15 protein-coding genes are annotated in these 18,323 nt (G+C 64.4%); 8 read left to right on the forward strand and 7 right to left on the reverse strand.

Features of this window, described 5'->3' with window-relative positions:
- The first annotated feature begins 13 nt into the window (after nt 1-13).
- Nucleotides 14-1,435 (forward strand): 3-isopropylmalate dehydratase large subunit, encoded by a 1,422-nt coding sequence (gene leuC / locus KI243_RS13845; protein ID WP_177082091.1) that lies wholly within the window; start codon nt 14-16, stop codon nt 1,433-1,435.
- Nucleotides 1,432-2,046, forward strand: coding sequence for a 3-isopropylmalate dehydratase small subunit (gene leuD / locus KI243_RS13850; RefSeq protein WP_017129737.1), 615 nt, complete (start codon nt 1,432-1,434; stop codon nt 2,044-2,046). The genes leuC and leuD overlap by 4 nt, the downstream gene beginning before the upstream one ends.
- A gap of 171 nt (nt 2,047-2,217) precedes the next feature.
- Here the strand turns inward: leuD and KI243_RS13855 are convergent, their stop codons facing one another.
- From KI243_RS13855 to KI243_RS13885, 7 genes are all read right to left on the reverse strand, one after another.
- On the reverse strand, nt 2,218-3,414 hold the full coding sequence (locus KI243_RS13855) for a DUF2599 domain-containing protein (RefSeq protein ID WP_244861892.1): 1,197 nt from the start codon (nt 3,412-3,414) through the stop codon (nt 2,218-2,220).
- Between the two features lie 269 nt (nt 3,415-3,683).
- Complete coding sequence (locus KI243_RS13860; protein ID WP_017129734.1) at nt 3,684-4,613, reverse strand: LysR substrate-binding domain-containing protein; 930 nt, start codon at nt 4,611-4,613, stop codon at nt 3,684-3,686.
- Between the two features lie 190 nt (nt 4,614-4,803).
- The gene (dctA, locus tag KI243_RS13865) at nt 4,804-6,114 is read right to left on the reverse strand and encodes a C4-dicarboxylate transporter DctA (RefSeq protein ID WP_212811007.1); all 1,311 of its coding nucleotides are present in this window, start codon (nt 6,112-6,114) and stop codon (nt 4,804-4,806) included.
- A 113-nt stretch (nt 6,115-6,227) separates the two neighbouring features.
- Nucleotides 6,228-7,103, reverse strand: coding sequence for an alpha/beta hydrolase (locus KI243_RS13870; protein WP_178992120.1), 876 nt, complete (start codon nt 7,101-7,103; stop codon nt 6,228-6,230).
- A 121-nt stretch (nt 7,104-7,224) separates the two neighbouring features.
- Entirely contained in the window at nt 7,225-7,689 is a 465-nt protein-coding gene (locus tag KI243_RS13875; RefSeq protein WP_017129731.1) for a VOC family protein, read from the reverse strand.
- 129 nt (nt 7,690-7,818) lie between these two features.
- The gene (locus KI243_RS13880) at nt 7,819-8,775 is read right to left on the reverse strand and encodes a DUF3829 domain-containing protein (protein ID WP_178992122.1); all 957 of its coding nucleotides are present in this window, start codon (nt 8,773-8,775) and stop codon (nt 7,819-7,821) included.
- Entirely contained in the window at nt 8,775-10,430 is a 1,656-nt protein-coding gene (locus tag KI243_RS13885) for a J domain-containing protein (RefSeq protein WP_212811008.1), read from the reverse strand. Before KI243_RS13885 ends, KI243_RS13880 begins: the two co-directional genes overlap by 1 nt.
- A gap of 236 nt (nt 10,431-10,666) precedes the next feature.
- Here KI243_RS13885 and KI243_RS13890 point away from each other — a divergent pair, with 236 nt between their 5' ends.
- The 6 genes from KI243_RS13890 to KI243_RS13915 all read left to right on the forward strand — a co-directional run bounded on the left by KI243_RS13890 (nt 10,667) and on the right by KI243_RS13915 (nt 17,572).
- Complete coding sequence (locus KI243_RS13890; RefSeq protein ID WP_212811009.1) at nt 10,667-11,683, forward strand: AraC family transcriptional regulator; 1,017 nt, start codon at nt 10,667-10,669, stop codon at nt 11,681-11,683.
- 168 nt (nt 11,684-11,851) lie between these two features.
- Nucleotides 11,852-13,498 carry an AMP-binding protein gene (locus tag KI243_RS13895; protein ID WP_212811010.1) on the forward strand — a complete coding sequence of 549 codons (1,647 nt, stop codon included), beginning with the start codon at nt 11,852-11,854 and terminating at the stop codon, nt 13,496-13,498.
- Between the two features lie 179 nt (nt 13,499-13,677).
- On the forward strand, nt 13,678-14,445 hold the full coding sequence (locus tag KI243_RS13900; protein WP_103032982.1) for an SDR family NAD(P)-dependent oxidoreductase: 768 nt from the start codon (nt 13,678-13,680) through the stop codon (nt 14,443-14,445).
- An 11-nt stretch (nt 14,446-14,456) separates the two neighbouring features.
- Entirely contained in the window at nt 14,457-15,647 is a 1,191-nt protein-coding gene (locus KI243_RS13905; protein ID WP_177130830.1) for an acetyl-CoA C-acyltransferase, read from the forward strand.
- Nucleotides 15,648-15,655: 8 nt separating this feature from the next.
- Complete coding sequence (locus KI243_RS13910) at nt 15,656-16,783, forward strand: acyl-CoA dehydrogenase (RefSeq protein ID WP_212811011.1); 1,128 nt, start codon at nt 15,656-15,658, stop codon at nt 16,781-16,783.
- 15 nt (nt 16,784-16,798) lie between these two features.
- A complete protein-coding gene (locus tag KI243_RS13915) occupies nt 16,799-17,572 on the forward strand; it encodes an enoyl-CoA hydratase (RefSeq protein WP_017129723.1) in 774 nt (257 codons plus the stop codon).
- The last annotated feature ends 751 nt before the right edge of the window (nt 17,573-18,323 follow it).

An 18,323-nucleotide genomic window follows, 5' to 3' on the forward strand; every position in this document is an offset into this window, starting at 1 on the left:
TGCGAGCGCCACCATGACTCCAACAAGAACCCTCTACGACAAGCACATCGATTCCCATACGGTGTGTCGCCTCGACGACCAGGGCCATGTCCTGCTGTACATCGACCGCCAGGTCATCAACGAATACACCAGTCCGCAAGCCTTCAGCGGCCTGCGTGAAGCCGGGCGCGGTGTCTGGCGCGCGGAAACCGCGCTGGCGGTGGTCGATCATGTGAATCCCACCGCGCCCAAGCGCGTTGCCGCCATGCCCGATGCCGGCGGCGCCCGCCAGGTGTCGTACCTGGCCGAGAACTGTGCCGACTTCGGTATCGAGTTGTTCGATGTGCTCGACAAGCGCCAGGGCATCGAGCATGTGATCGCCCCGGAGCAGGGCTTCATCCTGCCGGGCATGGTGGTCGCCGCCGGCGACAGCCATACCACGACCTATGGTGCTCTCGGGGCCTTCGGGTTCGGTATCGGCACGTCGGAAATCGAGCATCTGCTGGCGTCCCAGACGCTGGTGTACAAGCGCCTGAAAACCCTGCGGGTCACCGTCGATGGCGAGCTGGCGCCGGGGCTGACGTCCAAGGACGTGATCATGGCGCTGATCGGCAGGATCGGCGCCTCCGGGGCCACTGGCTATGCCATCGAGTTCTGCGGTTCGACCATCGATGCCCTGAGCGTCGAGGCCCGCATGACCATCTGCAACATGGCCGTGGAGGCGGGCGCGCGCGGAGCCTTCATGGCACCGGACGAGAAAGTCTTCGCCTACCTCAAGGACAAGCCACGGGCGCCCAAGGGTGAGCTGTGGGAGCAGGCAGTGGCCCGCTGGCGTGAACTGAAGAGTGACGTCGGTGCCCGGTTCGACCGTGAAGTGCACCTTGATGCCGGGATACTCGAACCCATGGTCACTTGGGGCACCAGTCCGGACCAGGCCTCGCCCATCGGCGCGAACGTGCCGGACCCGGAAGCCATCAGCGACCTGATCCTGCGCCAGGATATGCGCCGCGCCCTCAACTACATGGGGCTGGAAGCCGGCATGCCGCTGAGCGAGATCGTCATCAGCCACGCCTTTATCGGCTCCTGCACCAACGCCCGTATCGAGGACCTGCGCGACGCGGCCCGTGTAGTGCGCGGCCAGCAGGTGGCCAGGCATGTGCGGGCGATGATCGTGCCGGGTTCCACCCAGGTGCGCGACCAGGCCGAAGCCGAAGGGCTGGCGGCGGTGTTTATCGAGGCCGGCTTCGAATGGCGGCAGTCGGGGTGCTCGATGTGCCTGGCGATGAACGACGATGTCCTGGAGCCCGGCGATCGCTGTGCCTCCAGTACCAACCGCAATTTCGAAGGCCGCCAGGGCGCGGGTGCCCGTACGCACCTGATGAGCCCGGCGATGGTGGCGGCGGCGGCGATTGCCGGACACCTGACCGATATCCGTACCCTGGAGCGACGCCCATGACCCTGCAGCCATTTTCCCAGGTCACCGGCAAGGCAGCGCCGATGCTGGCGGCCAATATCGACACCGATGTGATCATGCCCAAGCAGTTTCTCAAGGGGATTGACCGCAACGGCCTGGACCGTGGGTTGTTCTTCGACCTGCGCTTCCTGCCCTCGGGCGAACCCGATCCCGGCTTCGTGCTCAACCAGCCCGCCTGGAAAGGCGCGAGCTTCATGGTGGTAGGGCCGAACTTCGGCTGCGGTTCCAGCCGTGAACATGCGGTGTGGGGCTTGAAGCAGATGGGGATCCGCGCCTTGATCGGTAGCAGTTTCGCCGGGATCTTCTACGACAACTGCCAGCGCAATGGTGTGCTGCTGATCACCCTCGACGAGGCCACGGCACAGCGCCTGGGGCAGGTGGTGAGCCAGCCGCAAGGCGCCGAGATCGCCATTGACCTGGAGAGCCAGCAGATTCGCTTGCAGGACGGTAGCGTGATCGGGTTCCAGATCGATACCCTGCGCAAGACCGCGTTGATGCTCGGGCTGGATGCGATCGGCAGTACCTTGCAACGACGCGACGAGATCAAGGCGTTCGAGCGGGCGCACCTGGAGGCCAATCCCTGGCTGAGCTGAATATTGCTTGTGGCGGTAGATGAAGCGTCTGTCTGCCTGGGGCTTGTGGCGTTTGTTCCGACGTCTTCGCGGGCAAGCCCGCTCCTACAGTACCGTGTCGATCGCAGATTCTGCGCATGGCACAATCTTGCAGGAGCCGGGCTTGCCCGCGAACAGGCTATCTATTCGCAGTCAGGTGTTGTTGCAGCCCTTGGCGATGGAGTCCTCGTTGGAGGTATAGGGGCGCGACGGTTCCAGGTTCCACTGTGGTTTGTTACGGGCAATGTTGAAGTGGCAGACCAGTTGCCGGCGCATGCTGCCGACCGTGCTGTCACGGTTGTCCGGATTGTTCTTCCAGTTCGCGTCGAGGTAATGGTCCGACGCCAGTTCATTGAAGAAGTTGTTGGTCTGGTTGTCCTGGATCTTGCGTCCGCAATCGGTCGGGGTGATCTCCAGGGTCATGACTTTCTTGCCGAATCCCGGATCATCGCGCTCCACCCACACCGCGCTCTGCACATAGCGGTCGCAGCCGTTGCGTTCGGTGGTGGGGTAGATGACCTGTTTCTTGCTGTCGTAGACGAAGCTCGCATCCTGCTGCGGCGTCTGCGGCAATCTCATGTTGATCATCGGCAGGTAGCGCTGGGTTGCCTGGTACCACTGGATCTGGTTCAGGCGCGCGCCTTCCAGGCCGCTGTCCTCGACGTAGAACAGGGCCAGGATCGACGGCGAGAGGGGTGGCTTCTCTTCCCATTTGGCCAGGCGCAGTTCGTTCTGGGTACCGAAGGATTCGGCGGCGATCTGCCCCATGGCGCGGATGCTCTGGTAGAACGCCGGACCGGCGGAGCTGTTGCGTTCGTCCCTGACGTCGAAGGAGCACTGGCGCGAATGGTCACCGCCGTTCTGCCGATAGTTGGCGCCCCATTGTTCGGCGGTGGTCACGCCGATCTCGTTGCAGAATTTCTCCACGCTACCGGGAGTGCGTCGCGAGTCGGTGCAGCCGGCCTGCTGGCGATCGTCGGTGGCGGCGTCGATGGGGAACGAGCAGAGCACGGCGTAATCCTGGTGGTCCTTGGGATTGCCGAAGATGGTATCGAAGATAAAGCCGCTGGTGAGTCCATAGGCCAGTTTGCGGAATTTCGAGTCCTTGCGCAGGTACGAGGCCGAGACCCCGCCGCTGGCCTGGCTCTTCGGACTGATGCTGTAGAACTGGTAGTCGGTGGACGGCCAGGTTGCCCGGAACAGTACGCCGGAGCAGAGGAAGGCCGGCTTGGACGGACCGCCGCAATCCTGGCGGGTGTCGTTGTAGAGCTGGTTGAGGCGGGCGACGGTGTCGCTGCCCTGGTCGGCGTGGGCGCCGGAATAAAAAGACAGGCCAAGGACAGCCGCCATGCAGGCGATGGGCGCTCTGGTGCTTTTCATCATGCTACTTCCCTGTGGTGTGAAAACGTTGGCCGGTGTCGGCCTGCCTCTCTGGCAATGGCTTGAGAATAGAAGGGAGCACGAAGCGCGGGGGACTTTTTGAAAGAGTTGTGATCGTTCCCACGCTCCGCGTGGGCATGCAACTCCTGACGCTCTGCTTCATACAGCGCGGACGCAGAGCGTCCAACAGGGCGTTCCCGCGCGGAGCATGGGAACGATCCTGATTCGTGTGGCGGGCCTCAGATCGACAACTGGCGGAAATGCTCCTGCAAAAACTCCACGCACACCCTCAGTTTCCCCGAGTAAGCCAGTCGTGTCGGATACACCGCCCAGACATTCGCGCTCTGGGTGTAGTCGTGCAGCACCTGCACCAGCCGACCCTGTTCCAGCAGCGGCTTGACGTCCCACAACGAGCGCAGCAGGATGCCGCGGCCGTCCAGGGCCCACTGCAGGACGATTTCGCCGCTGTTGGACGACAGCGGGCCGCTGACCCGCACGCTGTCCTGGCTGTCATTGCTCTGCCGGTCATTGCGCTCCAGGTTCCAGATGCCGAAGGCGTTGTCGCGTTCCTTGAGCACCAGGCAGTCGTGTTGTTCGAGGTCCGCCAGTTGCAGCGGCGTACCACGCCGTTCCAGGTAGGCGGGCGCGGCACAGAGCACCCGGCGATTGCTCACCAGGCGCCGACCGATGTGCTGGCCGGGAATGTCGTCACCGACGCGGATCTCCAGGTCGAACCCTTCGCTGACGATGTCGACCACGCGGTCGAACAGGTCCAGGCGGATCTCCAGGTCCGGGTAACGCTCGGCCAGCAAGGACAGCGCCGGGGCCACGTGATTGCGGCCGAAACCGAAGCTGCTGCACAGGTGCAGGCGGCCGCTGGGGCTGTCATGGGCTTCGGACAGTTCGTCGTTGAGTTGCTGGAAGTCCTCCAGGATGCGCACGGCCCAGCGTTGCACCCGCTCGCCGTCCTCGGTCAGGGCGATGCGCCGGCTGGTGCGGTGCAGCAGGCGGGTGGCGAGGGTGGTCTCGAGAATCTGGATACGCTTGCTGACGTAGGCGGGCGACAAGCCCAGTTCATCGGCGGCCGCGGCAAAGCCGGCCTTGCGGATGACGGTCAGGAATACACGAAGGTCTTCGGGCAGGGGCACGGTATCTTTCTTTTGGCTCATGGGCGAAGCAACGAACACTGGCGGCAGGAGCCGCCAGAATAGCACTGGCTGGGCGCAACGGAGGATGTCGCGCCATCGCGATCGGTGGCGCGGCAGACATTCCGTAGTTGCCAGGCCTGCCGGCGACGACAGCCGGGCAAGCGACGCCGGGCTTGCGGGCCTCATCGCCGGCAAGCCGGCTCCTGCAGGGTCAAGGGGTTGCCTTGGCATCGGCTTCGGCCTGGGCGGCCAGGGCCTTGCGTCCGCGCTTGAGGGCAATCGGCGCCATCTTGCTGCGATCCAGTTCGCCTTCCCAGGCTGCCACCACCAACGTTGCCACGGCGTTGCCGATGATGTTGGTCAGGGAACGGCACTCGGCCATGAAGCGGTCCACGCCCAGGATAAGCACCATGGCGGCGACGGGCACGGTCGGTACCACCGCCAGGCTGGCGGCGAGGGCGACAAAGCCGGCACCGACCACCGCGCCGGCCCCCTTGGAGGTCAGCATGGTCACCGCCAGCAGGGTCAGTTGCTGCTCCAGCGTCAGGTCGATATTGGTCGCCTGGGCCAGGAACAGCACCGCCAGGGTCATGTAGATATTGGTGCCGTCGAGGTTGAAGGTGTAGCCGGTGGGCACCACGATGCCCACCACACCCTTGGAGCAGCCCAGGCTTTCCAGTTTCTGGATCAATTGCGGCAGGGCCGATTCCGAGGAACTGGTGCCGAGCACGATCAGCAGTTCCGACTTGATGTAGCCCAGCAGGCGGAAAATGCTGAAACCGGCGTAGCGGGCGATACTGCCCAGGACGCAGGTGATGAAGATGAACGCGGTCAGGTAGAAGGTGCCGACCAGCTTCATCAGCGGCAGCAGCGAACCGAGGCCGTATTTGCCGATGGTGAAGGCGATCGCGCCGAAGGCACCGATCGGGGCCACGCGGGCGATCATGCCGACGATCCGGAAGAACACCTCGCTGGCCTGGTGGATCACGGCCACCAGTGGGCGACCCTTCTCACCGACCATCACCAGCGCCAGGCCGAACAGGATCGAGACGAACAGCACCGGCAGGATCTCGCCCTGGGTGAAGGCGTCGAAGAAGGTGGTGGGGATCACATGCAGCAGGAAGCCGATCACCCCTTCGCCGTGCTGGGCCTGGCCGACAAAGTTGGCGATGGCCGAGGTGTCGAGGGTCTTCACGTCGACGTTGAAGCCCGAACCCGGGTGCAGCGCGTGGGCTGCCAGCAAGCCGATCGCCAGCGCCAGGGTGGAGACGATTTCGAAGTACAGCAGGGCCTTGCCGCCGACCCGCCCGACCTGTTTCACGTCGTGCATATTGGTGATGCCGGAGACCACGGTGCAGAAGATGATCGGACCGATGATCATCTTGATCAGCTTGATGAAACCATCGCCCAGGGGCTTGAGGTCGATACCGGTCTGTGGCCAGTGGTTGCCGATCAGCACCCCCAGGACAATGGCGATGATGACCTGCACATACAGGGTTCCCAGCAGTTTTCTGATTGTCATTTTTATTATCTCGAGAGAGTTTCAGGCAAGCCGATCCCGCCGTGGGCCATTGCGGCGGCCCACGGGGAAGGGGTATTTCACGTCAGTGGTTCAGGTCGCTCGGGCCCGGCGGTTCAGCGCAGGAACGGCAGGACCTCGTCGAGCAGCACCCGCGGGATTTCCTCGGCCAGGTAATGGCCACCCGGCAGGGCCTTGCCGCGCACGTCGGTGGCGACCTGCTGCCACTCGTGCAGCGGGTTGAAGCAACGGCCGACGGTTCCTTCGGCGCCCCAGAGCGCCAGCAGCGGCATGTTCAGTTTGCGCCCGGCCTCGAGGTCGGCACGGTCGTGGTCCAGGTCGATGCCGGCGCTGGCGCGATAATCCTCGCAGATACCCCGGGCACTGCCGGGCAGGCTGATGCAGCGGATGTATTCGTTGAAGGCGGCGTCGGTGAACGGCTTGAGCCCGGCACTGCGGCTGCCCATGACACTGCGCAGGTATTGTTCCGGGTTGGCTTCGATCAGGCTTTCCGGCAACGGCGCCGGGCGGATCAGGAAGAACCAGTGCCAGTAGGCGCGGGCGAAGGCTTCGTCGGTCTGGGCGTACATCGACAACGTCGGCGCGATATCCAGCAACACCATGCGCTGCACCGTCTGCGAATGGTCGAGGGCCAGGCGGTGGGCGACCCGGGCGCCACGGTCGTGGGCCAGGACCGAGAACTGGCTGAAGCCCAGGGCCTGCATCAGTTCGACGCCGTCGCGGCCCATCTCGCGCTTGGAATAGTTGAGGTGCTGCTCGTCGGCGGGCGGGCGGCTGCTGTCGCCGTAGCCACGCAGGTCGGCGGCGACCACGGTGAAGTGCCTGGCCAACTCGTCGGCGACCTTGTGCCAGATGACGTGCGTCTGCGGGTGGCCGTGCAGCAGCAACAGGCCTGGCCCGTTGCCGCCGATGCGGTAGGCAATGTCCACACCGTTGACGTGGCGCTGGTCTTTCTGGAATCCGGCGAACATGGAGTGACTCCTTATGATTGTTGCCGACATCCTAAAACTCACAGCGCCAGGGGCAAGGCGCAAAACGTGGTGCGCCTGTTCATGAAGTGTGTTGTGGGCATGGCGGGTGTGGCGCGTGGCTTCAGCCTTTCATTTGCCGGAACAGATCCGCCGCCCGCGTTTCGATCTCGGCCTGCGTCAGGTCTTCCTTGTGGGTGGCCAGGAACCAGACATGGCCGAAAGGATCTTTCAGGGTACAACTGCGATCCCCATAGAACTGATCCTGGACTTCCCGGATAACCTTGGCTCCGGCCGCGGTGGCGGTTTCAAACTGTTTGTCGACATCGGCGACATACAGGTGAATCCCGACCGACGTATGGGCTTCGGGGCTGACGAAAGGACCTTCGTCGCACGGCGTACCGAGCATCAGCGGGGAATCGCCGATCCGCAGTTCGGCATGGCCGATGCTGCCGTCAGGCATTTCCAGGCGCATGATTTCGCTGGCGCCGAAGGCTTTCTTGTAGAACTCGATGGCTTCGGCCGCCTGTTTGACACCCAGGTACGGCGTGATGCTGTGGAAGCCTTGCGGTATCGCTTTGACGCTCATCGTGATGCTCCTTTTCAGTGGCAGTGACCGTGCGGTGTTACCGTCCATTTGACTATAGGTCATGGCCGGCAGGGCCCGGATCGGCCTGACGAGTGTGCTGCCAGCGGCTGTCAGCAAGGTTCCAGGGCACTAGAAGTCGAGGTCCGCCTGTTTGTTGTAGAGGGCCAGCAGGACGTCGTAGCGGTGGGTCACGTTCCAGAAGTCGTCACTCAGCACCCGCGGTTCGGCGTGATTGCGCCAGTCCGCCGCCAGCTGTTCCAGGGCGGACTGGTAGTGTTGCGCAGGCTGCTCCAGCAAGGCCCACAGATCGTGAACCGGACCTCGGCGGCGATTGGCGGGGAGGCTGTCGCGATAGGTCTCGCCTGCCTGTCGGGCCTGGCGCAGGGCTTCGCTGGCGGCGCCGAGCGACGGCAGGTCCAGTTGCCGACTGGCGGCGGCCTCGTCCAGGCGGTTGACGGTCTGGCGGGCCTGGATCATGTAGTTCAGCAGGTACCAGTGCTGGTCGCGGCCCAGTCGCTGCTCCAACTGCTCCAGCTGCCTGGGCCGCAAGTCGAGGTCGAGGGCTTCGAGTTCGGGGCGCAGCGTATCCGAGGCCGCCAGAAACGCTTCGATCTTGCCGTCGTAATACTTGTCGTGAAACTTCATCGCCAACAGGGCGCTGGCCGGGGAGTAGCGTTGCAGCGCCTGGTGACGCATGAGCACGTCATTGAATGCCGAGGTATAACGATTCACCACCGGCTCCATCTGCCGCGTACCCGGGAACATGCTGGCCTTGAAGACGATGCCCGGCTTGCAGAAGTCGCGCCGTATGGCGTCGGCATCCTGACGTTGCAGGTAGGGGAAGTCGTCATGGGCGTCGCTGGCGGCAGCGGTGCTGGTCGTGGCTGCGCGGTCGAGCCGCCAGGGCACATCGGCCACGTTGATGCACCTGATCAAGGGCCGCAGGGCGCTGGCCTCAGCGATTTCCTCGCTGCTGTGGCGGTCGAGCCAGAGGCCGAAGCGGCTCTGCTGCTGTTCGGTGCCGACAGCCACATAGATCAGACAGATCAGCACCACGCCGAAGGTGAGAAACCAGCGCTTATCCATCAGTGGGCCTCCTTGCCGTACCACTGTTCCCGGGTTGCCGGCGGCCGGCAGTCTTCGACGCTGGCCGGCATTCGGCTGCACAGGCGTTCGGGCCAGGGTTGCAGGCCCTGGTTGCGACCGGCGACGGTCAGGCCGTGAGCGACATACAGGGCCAGGGTGGCCAGTGAAACGATCAGGATCAGGCTCCAGGCCAGCCACCAGGAAGTCGGATGGGCCGATGTTTTCTTCGGCTTGGCACGGTTTTTCGCCGGGCGGTCGACCCAGGCCATTGCCAGCATCGCGCCGCCGTAGGCCAGCAGCGGGAGGATGCCGAGCCAGGCACCGATGACCCCGGCCAGCAGCCAGCAGGGCAGCAGCTCACGCAATACCAGCGGTGGCGGCCGGCGCGGGCTGAGTCGGGCCGACAGGCGTTGGCTCAGGCGCTGGTCGAGCGTCCAGAGGCTGTCGGCCATGCCGGGCCAGAACCACAGCAGGACGCCATGCAGCCCGCAGAGCAACAAGGACCAGAGGGCAATGGCGCTGGCGGTTTCGTTCAGCCCGTTACCCGGCAGCAGGTGGTGCTGCACCGCCGCCACGCTACAGGCCAGCATCACCGCAGCGAAGCCGAGCCAGCCGGTGTCATGGGATTCCCATTCGCGCCAGAAAAAGGCGTCGCCGTCGGGCAGCAGGCTTTGCAGTCGCGTGTGGCTTGTCTGTATCGCCCGGGCCAGTTGATGGCAGGCCTGCCAGTCTTCCTTCTGGAAACGGCGGGAGAAGCTGCGGCGCTGGGCCAGGGTCATGTCGGCGAACAACAGGTGCGCGACCCGGTTGTCGGGGGTGTCCGGCGGCAGGTCGAGGCGATGCCGCTGGTTGGCCAGGAAGGTTTCGCTGCGGCTGCGCTCCAGCAGGTGTGTCCAGTAGGGCTCCGGGCAATTCGGCGTGAGGCTGTTGCTGTTCCAGTGATTGAGCTTACAGATGGAGTTGAACAGCTTGGCTGACCAGAACGGGCTTTCCAGCAGCAACTTCGCCAGCAGTTCATTGAGGCGCTCGCGGCGCTCCAGGCCCTTGAGCCAGCCGAGCTGTTCCAGGTTGTAGTATTCGCGCCAGAAACCTTCGACATCCCCACGCCCGAGCAAGCCCGCCAGGGTCTCTTCCAGGGCCTTGAACAGCCGCTGATAGAGTTCGAGCAACGCATGTGGCGACAAGTCGTTGCGCTGCCAGGGGCTCAGCCATTCGAAATGCTCCAGCCCCCAGTGGGCCAGGGCCCAGAAGTCCTGCCCGGGTTCGAGGCAGCGCAGCAGCAGCTGCTCTTCGAACTCGCGCTGGCAGTAATAGACGCTCGCCCGGGCCCAGCGCTCATCGAGCAAGGCCGGGGTGATGCCTTCGAGCAATTCGCCGGCCATCCGTTGCGCGGCCGTGGGGCCGGCGGGAGCGGGAGACAGGCCGGTTTCGGTGGCGTAGATGACCGGTTCGACGACAGGTGGCAACTCGACGACAGGCGCCGGCTCCCATGTCAGCGCGGTCCAGTCCAGGGCCTGCTCGTAGGCTTCGCGCAGCCGCTGGAAACCCTCCGGGTCGTCGTCCGGGCGGGTCTGTTTGAGCAGGATCGCGTATTGGCGCTTGATGCTGCGGGTATCGGCATCCGCCGACAATCCGAGAATTTCCCAGCAACTCATCGGCCGGTCCCTGGCCGCACCGCCGGCGCAGGAGCATTGCCGCTGTTCAACGCTGTTACCACGACCATACCCGATAAAACTCCCTGAAAAGACGACTGCGCGCAGGCGACGGATCATAACAATGCCGAGGCTATCGGCGCCGCCACGGATTTTATGAAGGGATCACGCTGGCTTTTTGCTCGGCGCTGCCTAAGATGGCCGTCACAAGGATCAGCACAAGGCTTGAGTGACGGCCAATGTCGGCAAAAGACACCATCTCCATCCATCTGGTGCGCGAGGCGCTGTTGCAGAGCTGCGCCCCGGGAGCGGCCACCGAAGAGGTCCTCGACAAGGTCGGGATTGCCCCGCGCTTGCTGGAACAGCCCGATGCCCGCGTGCCGGCCAGTGACTATGCCCGGCTGTGGCGCCTGCTGGCGCGGCGCAACGATGACGAGTTCTTCGGCATGGACCCGCGCAAGCTGCGTTCCGGCAGCTTCGCCTACCTGTGTCGGGCCGGCATGGCCCAGCCCACGGTGGCCGCGGGACTGGAGGCCGTGCTGGGCTTTCTGTCGCTGATGTTCGAGCGCCTGCCGGCCCAGCGGGTCACCCAGCAGAGCCTGGCGGAAATCGTCCTGCTCGAGCCCGAGGGCGAGGCGCGCCGGCCGTTCACCTACTTCGCCTACTGGATGATCGTCCATGGTGTTGCCTGCTGGCTGGCCGGGCGACGCATTCCGATCCTGGCCATCGAATTGCGCTGTGCCGAACCGGACTATTGCGAGGACTATCGGGTGATGTTTTCCGAGAACCTGCGCTTTGCCCGGCCACGGACGCGGATGATCTTCGCCGCCGATTGCCTGGACCTGCCGATCAAGCGCAGTCCCCAGGAGTTGCAGCGCTTTCTCGGCCAGGCACCGGCCAATATCCTGGTCAAGTACCGCGACGCCCAGAGCCTGGCGAGCCGGATCAAGCACGACTTGCGGCAGTTGCCCGCCGAGCAGTGGCCGGAAACCGAGGGCCTGGCGCTGCAGTTGTGCATGTCGGCCTCGACCCTGCGGCGCCGGCTGGCGGAGGAGGGGCAGACGTACCAGGGCCTCAAGGACAGCGTGCGCAAGGAGTTGGCGATCGTCTGGCTGGCCGAGCCGTCCATCAGCTTCGCCGAAATCGCCACGCGGCTGGGCTTCGCCGATGCCAGCTCGTTCTACAAGGCCTTCCGCAAATGGTCCGGGTCCAATCCGGGGCACTACCGCAGCCTGATCCTCAACGAAGCGCAATAACCCGCCTTTCGATCCATTGATCGTTCCAGCAGCGTCATTGGCCAAACCAGTCAAGCAGGTTGAAGGCTTTGACCATTGTCCCAAGTCCCTGACGGGGCGACTATTTCCAGGATTTTTCTACGGTTCCTCTTCCTTCTAATAACAAGATAAGACCGAGAGATTCCTGTTATGCGCGACTACCTGACCGCCACCGAGAACTTCAATTATCAGCAAGCGGCCGATGCGGCCTTGAAAGGGACTTTGACGGCGCTCAATGCCAGCGTCGAATGCTGTGACCGGCATGCCTTGCCGGGACGGATCGCGTTGTTCTGGGAGGGCCGCGACGGCAGCAGCGCGACCTATACGTTTACGGACCTGCAGGACAGGGCCGGGCGTTTCGCCAACTTCCTGCTGGCCCAGGGCGTGCGCCGTGGCGACAAGGTTGCCGGCCTGTTGCCGCGCAATGTCGAGTTGCTGGTGACCCTGTTCGCCACCTGGCGCATCGGCGCCGTCTATCAGCCGCTGTTCACCGCGTTCGGTCCCAAGGCCATCGAGCACCGCCTGGGCAGTTCCGGCGCCCGGGTGGTGGTCACCGACGCGGCCAACCGCGCCAAACTCAGCGAAGTCGGCGATTGCCCGACCATCGTCACCGTTGCCGGCCCGCGCGGGCAGGGCATCGTACGCGGTGACTTCAGCTTCTGGGCTGAACTGGACAACTATCCGGCCCATTGCGAACCGGTGATGCTGGACGGCGAGGATCCGTTCCTGCTGATGTTCACCTCGGGCACCACCGGTCCGGCCAAGCCCCTGGAAGTGCCGCTCAAGGCGATCATCGCCTTCCAGAACTACACCCGCGATGCGGTCGACCTGCGTGCGGAGGATGCGTTCTGGAATGTCGCCGATCCGGGCTGGGCCTATGGACTCTATTTCGGTATCACCGGGCCGCTGGGCCTGGGTCATCCGATCACCTTCTACGACGGTCCGTTCACCGTGGAAAGCACCTGCCGGGTGATCGAGAAATACGGCATCACCAACCTCACCGGGTCGCCGACCGCCTACCGTCTGCTGATCGCGGCGGGAGAGGCCTTCTCCGGCAGGGTCAGGGGCCGGCTGCGGGCCGTCAGCAGTGCCGGCGAGCCGTTGAACCCGGAAGTGATCCGCTGGTTCGCGGAACACCTCGACGTGACCATCCTTGACCACTATGGCCAGACCGAGGTCGGCATGGTGCTGTGCAACCACCACGGCCTGCGGCACCCGGTGCATGTCGGTTCGGCGGGCTTTGCCTCGCCCGGCCATCGCATCGTGGTGCTGGATGACGATTATCAGGAACTGGGTGTCGGCCAGCCGGGGATTCTCGCCCTGGACCGCTCCCAGTCTCCGATGTGCTGGTTCAACGGCTACAAGGGTTTCGAAACCAGGGCCTTCGTCGGCCGCTATTACCTCAGCGGCGACACGGTCGAACTGAATGCCGATGGCAGCATCAGCTTTGTCGGTCGCAGCGACGACGTGATCACCACCTCGGGCTACCGGGTCGGGCCGTTCGATGTGGAAAGCGCGTTGGTCGAGCACCCGGCGGTGGTCGAAGCGGCGGTGGTGGGCAAGCCCGACCCCGAGCGTACCGAACTGGTGAAGGCTTTCGTGGTGCTCGGTGCACAGTACCGCGCCGACCCGCAACTGGCCGAAGAGCTGCGCCAGCATGTGCGCAAGCGCCTGGCGGCACATGCCTATCCACGGGAAATCGAATTCGTCGAGGAACTGCCGAAGACGCCGAGCGGCAAGTTGCAACGCTTCATCCTGCGTAATCAGGAAATCGCCAAGGCCCAGGCAGCGACCTGAAGACGAGAACCTGGTGGGGGCCGGCTTGCCGGCGATGGCGGCCTTACAGGCGGTGCCGGTCCTGCGGGGCTCATCGCTGGCAAGCCAGCTCCCACAAAGGTCGGGTACGACAATAGTTGAGGGGCGCCTGCTGGGGGCAACATCAGAATCACTTGCGGTTTTAACGAAGGACATTTGTGATGCATATTCAAGACAAGGTTTTCCTGGTCAGCGGCGGGGCTTCCGGTCTCGGTGCGGCCACCGCCGAAATGCTGGTGGCCGCCGGTGCCAGGGTCATGCTGGTTGACCTCAATGCCGAGGCCGTCGCGGCCCAGGCACAAAAGCTCGGGGCCCGGGCCCACAGCGTGGTCGCGGATATCACCCAGGAAGCCCAGGCCCAGGTCGCGGTACAGGCGGCGGTCACGGCTTTCGGTGGCCTGCACGGTCTGGTCAACTGCGCCGGTATCGTTCGTGGCGAGAAGATCCTCGGCAGGAACGGCCCGCACCTACTGGAGAGTTTCAGTCAGGTGATCAACGTCAACCTGATCGGCAGTTTCAACCTGCTGCGCCTGGCCGCCGCGGCCATGGCCGAAACCGAGGCCGACGCGGACGGCGAGCGCGGGGTGATCATCAACACGGCCTCGGCTGCCGCCTATGACGGCCAGATCGGCCAGGCTGCCTATGCCGCGTCCAAGGGCGCGATCGTCAGCCTGACCCTGCCGGCCGCCCGCGAGCTGGCCCGCTTCGGCATCCGCGTGATGACCATTGCACCAGGCATCTTCGAAACCCCGATGATGGCCGGCATGACCCCGGAAGTCCGTGCCTCCCTGGCAGCCGGCGTGCCGTTCCCGCCACGCCTGGGCAAGCCGTCCGAGTACGCGGCGCTGGTCCGGCACATCATTGAAAACAGCATGCTCAATGGCGAGGTGATCCGTCTCGACGGCGCCTTGCGCATGGCTGCGAAATAGGAGAATCGCACATGAACACTCAAGACCCGATTGTTATCGTCAGCGCCGTGCGCACCCCCATGGGTGGCTTCCAGGGCGACCTGAAGAGTCTCAGCGCGCCGCAACTGGGGGCTGCCGCCATTCGCGCGGCTGTCGAGCGTGCCGGCGTGGCCGCCGACGCCGTCGAGGAAGTGCTGTTCGGCTGCGTGCTCTCGGCCGGCCTCGGCCAGGCACCTGCCCGTCAGGCGGCATTGGGCGCCGGACTGGACAAGTCGACCCGCTGTACCACCCTCAACAAGATGTGCGGTTCCGGCATGGAGGCGACCATCCTCGCCCACGACATGCTGCTGGCCGGCAGTGCCGAAGTGGTGGTGGCCGGTGGCATGGAAAGCATGTCCAACGCTCCGTATCTGCTGGACCGAGCTCGCAGCGGCTACCGCATGGGCCACGGCCAGGTGCTCGACCACATGTTCCTCGACGGCCTGGAGGACGCCTACGACAAGGGCCGCCTGATGGGCACCTTTGCCGAGGATTGCGCCGAGACCAACGGCTTCAGCCGCGAGGCCCAGGACGCCTTTGCCGTGGCGTCCCTGACCCGCGCGCAGCAGGCCATCAGCGAAGGCCGTTTCAGGGATGAAATCGTCCCGTTGCAGGTCACGGTCGGCAAGGAGCAGCGGCTGATCAGCGATGACGAACAGCCGCCGAAGGCCAGGCTGGACAAGATCGCCACGCTGAAACCGGCGTTCCGCGCGGGCGGTACGGTCACGGCGGCGAACTCCAGTTCGATCTCCGATGGCGCCGCGGCACTGGTGTTGATGCGCCGTTCCGAAGCCGAGAAACGCGGTCTCAAACCGCTGGCGGTGATCCATGGGCATGCGGCGTTTGCCGATACCCCGGGTCTGTTCCCGGTGGCACCGGTGGGGGCGATCGACAAGCTGCTGAAAAAGACCGGCTGGTCCCTGGATCAGGTCGACCGCTTTGAAATCAACGAGGCCTTCGCCGTGGTCACCCTGGTGACCATGGGCAAGCTGGAAATCCCCCATGACAAGGTCAACGTCCATGGCGGTGCCTGTGCCCTGGGCCATCCGATCGGTGCGTCCGGCGCACGGATCCTGGTGACCCTGCTTTCGGCCCTGCGCCAGCAAGGCCTCAAGCGCGGGATCGCGGCCATCTGCATCGGCGGCGGCGAAGCCACGGCCATGGCTGTCGAGTGTCTGTACTAGGAGGCCTCATGTTACCGAGCGAAGAGCAACAACAGATCAGCGACGCGGCACGGGCCTTTGCCCAGGAACGGCTGAAACCGTTCGCCGCCGAATGGGACCGCGAACACCGCTTTCCCCGGGAGGCCATCGGCGAGATGGCCGGGCTGGGCTTTTTCGGCATGCTGGTGCCGGAAGCCTGGGGCGGCTGCGACACCGGTTACCTGGCCTATGCCATGGCCCTGGAGGAGATTGCCGCCGGCGACGGTGCCTGCTCGACCATCATGAGCGTACACAACTCGGTGGGTTGCGTGCCGATCCTCAACTTTGGCAGCGAGGAGCAGAAAGCCCGGTTCCTGCCACCCCTGGCCAGTGGCGCGATGCTCGGGGCCTTTGCCCTGACCGAGCCCCAGGCCGGCTCCGATGCCAGCGGCCTGAAGACCCGTGCGCGGCTGGAGGGCGATCACTACGTGCTCAACGGCTGCAAGCAATTCATCACCTCCGGGCAGAACGCCGGAGTGGTGATCGTCTTCGCGGTGACCGACCCGAGTGCCGGCAAGCGCGGCATCAGCGCCTTTATCGTGCCCACCGACGCGCCGGGCTACAAGGTCGCGCGGGTCGAGGACAAGCTTGGCCAGCACGCCTCGGACACCTGCCAGATCCTCTTCGAGGACGTGAAGGTGCCGGTCGCCAATCGCCTGGGCGAGGAGGGCGAGGGTTATCGCATCGCCCTGGCAAACCTGGAAGGCGGGCGTGTCGGCATAGCCGCGCAGTCGGTGGGCATGGCCCGGGCGGCGTTCGAGGCGGCGCGTGATTATGCCCGTGAGCGGCAAAGCTTCGGCAAGGCCCTGGTTGAGCATCAGGCCGTGGCCTTCCGCCTGGCGGACATGGCGACCCAGATCGCCGTGGCACGGCAGATGGTGCACTACGCCGCCGCCCTGCGCGACAGTGGCAAGCCGGCCCTGGTGGAGGCTTCGATGGCCAAGCTGTTCGCTTCGGAAATGGCCGAGAAGGTCTGCTCCTCGGCATTGCAAACCCTCGGCGGTTATGGCTATTTGAACGATTTCCCGCTGGAGCGGATCTACCGTGACGTGCGGGTCTGCCAGATCTACGAAGGCACCAGTGACATTCAGCGCATGGTCATTTCGCGCAACCTGTGATCAAGGACTCTATCGATGAGCTATGAAACCATTCTGCTGGACATCAAGGGCCGTGTCGGCCTGATTACCCTGAACCGCCCGCAGGCGCTCAATGCCCTGAACGCGCAGATCGTCAGCGAACTGAATCACGCGCTGGACGCCCTGGAAGCCGACCCGCAGATCGGCTGCGTCGTCCTGACCGGCTCGAAGAAGGCCTTTGCCGCTGGCGCCGATATCAAGGAAATGGCCGAGCTGACCTACCCGAAGATCTACCTCGACGACCTGTTCAGCGACAGCGACCGGGTGGCTAACCGACGCAAGCCGATCATCGCCGCGGTGGCGGGCTTTGCCCTGGGTGGCGGCTGCGAGCTGGCGCTGATGTGCGACTTTATCCTGGCCGCTGACAATGCCAAGTTCGGCCAGCCGGAAATCAACCTGGGCGTGCTGCCGGGCATGGGCGGTACCCAGCGCCTGACCCGTGCGGTGGGCAAGGCCAAGGCCATGGAAATGTGCCTGACCGGGCGCTTCATCGATGCGGTGGAAGCCGAGCGGTGCGGCATCGTCGCGCGGATCGTGCCGGTCGACGAGTTGCTGGACGAGGCGTTGAAAGTCGCCAGCCTGATCGCCGGCAAGTCGATTCCCATCAGCATGATGGTCAAGGAAAGCGTCAACCGCGCTTTCGAGGTCAGCCTGTCGGAGGGGGTGCGCTTCGAGCGCCGGGTGTTCCACGCGGCATTTGCCACCGAGGATCAGAAAGAAGGGATGGCTGCCTTTATCGCCAAGCGCGAGGCGCAGTTCAAGGACCAGTAGGTCCGCCAGGTCCCGCGTTGGCCGCTAGGCCACCCTCGCCAGCAAGCGGAACACAGCGCCCGGCCACATACTGATCGGGCCAACCGCAAATAGGTGGCCAACCAAAAAACTGTGGGAGTGGGCTTGCCCACGAAGGGGCCCCTGAGGCTTGCAGCGCTCTTGCTGCCGTCTTCGCGGGCAAGCCCGCTCCCACACTGATCGGGTTAACCGCAAATAAGTGGCCAACCAAAAAACCTGTGGGAGTGGGATTGCCCACGAAGAGGCCCTTGAGGCTTGCAGCGCTCTTGCCGCCGTCTTCGCGGGCAAGCCCGCTCCCACACTGACCGGGCCAACCTCAAAAAGGTGACCAACCAAAAAACCTGTGGGAGTGGGCTTGCCCACGAAGGGGCCCTTGAGGCTTGCAGCGCTCTTGCCGCCGTCTTCGCGGGCAAGCCCGCTCCCACACTGACCGGGTCAACCGCAAATAGGTGGCCAACCAAAAAACCTGTGGGAGTGGGCTTGCCCACGAAGGGGCCCTTGAGGCTTGCAGCGCTCTTGCAGTCGTCTTCGCGGGCAAGCCCGCTCCCACACCGATCGGGTCAACCGCAAATAGGTGGCCAACCAAAAAACCTGTGGGAGTGGGCTTGCCCACGAAGAGGCCCTTGAGGCTTGCAGCGCTCTTGCTGCCGTCTTCGCGGGCAAGCCCGCTCCCACACTGACCGGGTCAACCGCAAATAGGTGGCTAACCAAAAAACCTGTGGGAGTGGGCTTG

The organism is Pseudomonas sp. Ost2 (assembly GCF_018326065.1).
Taxonomy (GTDB): domain Bacteria; phylum Pseudomonadota; class Gammaproteobacteria; order Pseudomonadales; family Pseudomonadaceae; genus Aquipseudomonas; species Aquipseudomonas gingeri.